Source organism: Frankia sp. AgKG'84/4 (genome assembly GCF_023242965.2).
GTDB lineage: Bacteria > Actinomycetota > Actinomycetes > Frankiales > Frankiaceae > Frankia.
The window spans coordinates 1-3,818 of sequence record NZ_JALKFU020000527.1 but is presented as its reverse complement, the minus strand read 5'-3'; the positions used below and the strand labels follow the sequence as shown (position 1 = coordinate 3,818).

At 73.3% G+C, this 3,818-nt stretch carries 3 protein-coding genes and 2 pseudogenes; all 5 read right to left on the bottom strand.

The window, feature by feature from the left end:
- Window positions 1-192 precede the first annotated feature (192 nt).
- Window positions 193-838, bottom strand: a pseudogene (locus MXD58_RS22545) (DEAD/DEAH box helicase); the annotation flags it as partial.
- A gap of 49 nt (window positions 839-887) precedes the next feature.
- A complete protein-coding gene (tatC, locus tag MXD58_RS22540) occupies window positions 888-1,883 on the bottom strand; it encodes a twin-arginine translocase subunit TatC (protein WP_248840375.1) in 996 nt (331 codons plus the stop codon).
- 91 nt (window positions 1,884-1,974) lie between these two features.
- Window positions 1,975-2,253, bottom strand: coding sequence for a Sec-independent protein translocase subunit TatA (gene tatA / locus MXD58_RS22535; RefSeq protein ID WP_248840374.1), 279 nt, complete (start codon window positions 2,251-2,253; stop codon window positions 1,975-1,977).
- A 222-nt stretch (window positions 2,254-2,475) separates the two neighbouring features.
- Entirely contained in the window at window positions 2,476-2,691 is a 216-nt protein-coding gene (locus tag MXD58_RS22530; protein WP_248840373.1) for a hypothetical protein, read from the bottom strand.
- A gap of 109 nt (window positions 2,692-2,800) precedes the next feature.
- A pseudogene (locus MXD58_RS22525) lies at window positions 2,801-3,757 on the bottom strand (helix-turn-helix transcriptional regulator); the annotation flags it as partial.
- Window positions 3,758-3,818 lie beyond the last annotated feature (61 nt).

The window sequence follows — 3,818 nt, the reverse complement described above, 5'->3', positions numbered from 1 at the left end:
CTTCCGGTGGCGATGCGGGCGGTCACCGCGGGCTGGGACGTGGTCGGCGTCGAGGTGGACGTCGACCGGGCCGCGCGGTGTCGCCGGCGGGGCGCGCGGGCTCCGAGGGGAGGCGGGCCAGGTCGGGTCCGGTGAGTTCGCGCGCCGAGACCGCCCCGGTGCGCGCCGTCGGCAGGGGCTGGCCGGCAGCGTCGTCGAGGAACAGATCGTGCAGCGTCCGGTCGGCGAGGACGTGCTGCCACAGCGGCACCGGCCGGTGGTCGCTGACGATGACCCGGGTGTGTCCGCGGACGGTGACGAGCCATTCGCCGAACTCCTCGGCGTTGCTCACCGTCGCCGAGAGCGACACCAGCCGGACGTGCGCCGGCAGGTGGATGATGACCTCTTCCCACACGGCGCCGCGCTGGCGGTCGGCGAGGTAATGCACCTCGTCCATCACCACGTAGCCGAGGTTGTCGAGGCCGCCGCCGCCGACGGGGCCGGCGTAGAGCATGTTGCGCAGCACCTCGGTGGTCATCACCACGATCGGCGCGGAGCCATTGCGGGAGGTGTCGCCGGTCAGCAGGCCGACCGCGTCGGCGCCGTAGCGGGCCGCGAGGTCGGCGAACTTCTGGTTCGACAGCGCCTTGATCGGCGTCGTGTAGAAGCAGCGCGTTCCGGTGCTCAGGGCGAGGTGGGCCGCGAACTCGCCAACGACGGTCTTGCCCGCTCCCGTGGGCGCCGCGACCAGCACCCCGTCGCCGGCGGCCAACGCCGCCAGCGCCTCGTGCTGGAAGGGGTCGAGCCCGAAGGAAAGGCTGGCGGCGAACTCCACGAGAGCCTCAGGCGTGGAGGACACACTCGTCACCCTACGGGACTTCTCGAGGGAACCGCCCGGCCGGCGCGGCTCAGGTGATGTCGCCCGGGTCCACGCCCGGCGACGCCGCGCCGGCGCCGACCGGTGAGGTCGCCGCACTCGAGCTCGGCTGCCCGGCGTCGCCGGCCCGGGGGCGGGGCGGCTCGTCGAGGTCGAGGGGGGACGTCTCGTCGTCACCCAGGTCGGCGTACGGCGAGTCGTCGCCGCGCCGTGCCCTGCGCCGGTCGTTGAGCCAGCCGACGATCAGCGCGACCTCGTAGAGCAGCACCATCGGCAGGCCGAGGGCGAGCATCGTGAACGGGTCCTGGCTGGGCGTCACGATCGCGGCGAACACGAAGACGAGGAAGATCTCCGCCCGCCGCCAGGACCGCAGCCGCGCCGTGGTCACCACGCCGGCGAGGTTCAGCATGGCCACCAGCAGCGGCACCTCGAACGACAGGCCGAAGATCAGCAGCATCGCCTGGACGTAGCTGAGGTAACGGTTGCCGTCCAGGACGCTGACCAGGCCGTTCCCGCCGAAGCCGAGCAGCAGGCTCAGGCCCGTGGACAGGGTCAGGTAGGCGAACGCGGCGCCGGTGGCGAACAGGGCCACCGAGATCCCGACGAACGTGAGCGACCAGCGCCGCTCGTGCCGGTGCAGGCCGGGGGTGATGAACGACCAGAGCTGGTAGAGCCACACCGGCGAGGACACCACCGCCGCCGCGATCATGGAGATCTTCAGCCGGATGGTGAAGGCGTCAAGGATCCCGAAGAAGTACAGCGTGCAGTCGGACGTCGCCTTGCCCTCGGGGGTGAACCGCTTGCTGGCCGGCAGGTCACAGTAGGGCGCCTTGAGCCAGTTGAAGATATGCGGTTCGAGGATGAAGCAGACGACGGCGGCGACCGCGAACGCCAGCAGCGCGACCGCGATCCGGTTACGCAGCTCACGGAGATGCTCCGTGAGCGGCATGCGACTGTCTTCGACCGTGCGGGTCCGCCGGTGGTGCACCGAGGCGAGGAGCCTGCGGGGCGTGGGCATCCCTGGCACGTCGGGGTCTCCTGGTCGAGGGGGAGGAAACCGCCGGCGCGGGCGGCCGGCGGCGGACGCCGGGCGACGCTGCGCCGCCTCGCCGCCGGAGTCAGTGCTTGTCGGCTACCGGGGCGGAGCCGTTGACGGAGGAGGTCACACCGGCCTGGGCAGCGGCCTGCGCGGGCGCGGCGGGCGCGTCGATGGGCAGCGGCGCCGGGGTGACCGGCTGGGCCGGCTGGTCGTCGTCGCGAAGGCCCTTGGTCTCGGCCTTGAAGATGCGCAGGGATCGGCCGAAGGACCGCGCCGCGTCGGGGAGCTTCTTCGAGCCGAACAGCACGAGCACGACGAGCGCGATGATGATGATCTCGGTGGTGCCCAGGTTTGGCATGGTCGGCGTCCTCCGATGAGGGTTACCCGCCCCGGTGCGGCGACGGATGCGATCGATGCTACGTCCGCCAGCCTAGGAGGCAAGAGACGGCCTGCGGGTATCTCGCAGATGACAGCTACGCTACGAAGCCGGCATCTACGACGAAGGGTAGCCGTCACGGGACGCTCTGGCCATCTCGAGCCGCACCAACCAGCCAGAAGTGTCAGAACGCGGCGCCCGCGGTCAGGGCGTGCGCTGCGCCAGCCGGGTCGCGACGTCGGCGTGCTCCAGCCGAGCCGAGAGCGCGGCGGTGTCCGCGGCCAGCGCGGAGGCCTGGGACGAGAGCTCGGCGAGCGCACGGCGCACGCCGCGCACCTTCTGCCACACCCGCCAGGCGCACAGTGCGACCAGCAGCAGTCCACCGAGGATCAGCACGACGTATACGAGCGCCCAGAGCACGTCGATCAGCTTACCGCCTGGCCTCGGGGGTCACGGTGCCCGCCGGGTCCGGGTGGGCGGCCGGGTCCAGCGGACCGGGCGGGTCCAGCGGGCCGGGCGGGTCCGGCGCGAGGCCGTAGGCGGCCAGGGCGCGCCGGGCCAGGTCGTGCACCTCGGCGGCGAGCTCCCGCGGCTCGACGATCCGCGCGTCCGCGCCGAGGCCGAGGACCAGCCGGTGCAGCCAGGAGGTCTCCCCCGCGTACAGGGTCACCCGCAGGCGGCGCCCAGGCAGCTCGCGGGTCTCGGCCACCGGGTAGTAGTCGGCGACCCAGCGGGCCGCCGGGGCGAGCTCGAGCACGACCCGCACGTCGCCGGGCCCGGGCCGGTAGATGCCGTCGCTGGTGTCACGGGAGATCGCCTGCGGCGGCGGGTCGGCCGCGGCGTCGAGCAGGCGCACGCCGTCCGGGCCCTCGATGCGGTCCAGCCGGAACAGGCGCACCGCCTCCGCCTGGTGGCACCAGCCCTCCAGGTACCACCGGCCGTCGCGCAGCAGCACCCGCATCGGGTCAACGTCACGCTCGGTCAGCTCATCCCGGGACCAGACGAGGTAGCGCAGATGGACCCGACGCCGGTCCCGCAGCGCCCGCTGGACCGCGGCGAGCACCTCGTCGTGGGCGTCGAGGCTGACCCGCACCTGCCCGGCGGCGCTGCCGCCCGCACCCACCGCCTTCTCCAGCTTCTCCAGCGCGCGGTCGAGCTCGTCGCGGCTGGCCAGACCCGGCACGTCGGCGAGCGCCCTGGCGGCGACGACGAGCGCGGTGGCCTCGTCCACCGACAGCCGCAGCGGCCGGTCGAGGGTCTGCGGGTCGGCGACGGTGATCTGGTCGCCCGAGTAGCTCAGGTCGATGAGGTCACCGGGCGCGCCGCCGGGCAGCCCGCAGACGAACAGCAGGTCCAGGTCGTCACGCAGCTGGCGCGCGGTGATGCCGAACGCGTCCGCCGCCGCCGACATCGACACGCCGGGATGCGCGCGCAGCCAGGGGACGAGGGCGAGCAGCCGACTGAGCCGGTCGGTCGCGGCGCTCACGCTCATCGCCCGCCCACCGCGGGCGCGGTGACGGCCGGCTCCTCGGCGGGCCCACCCGCGG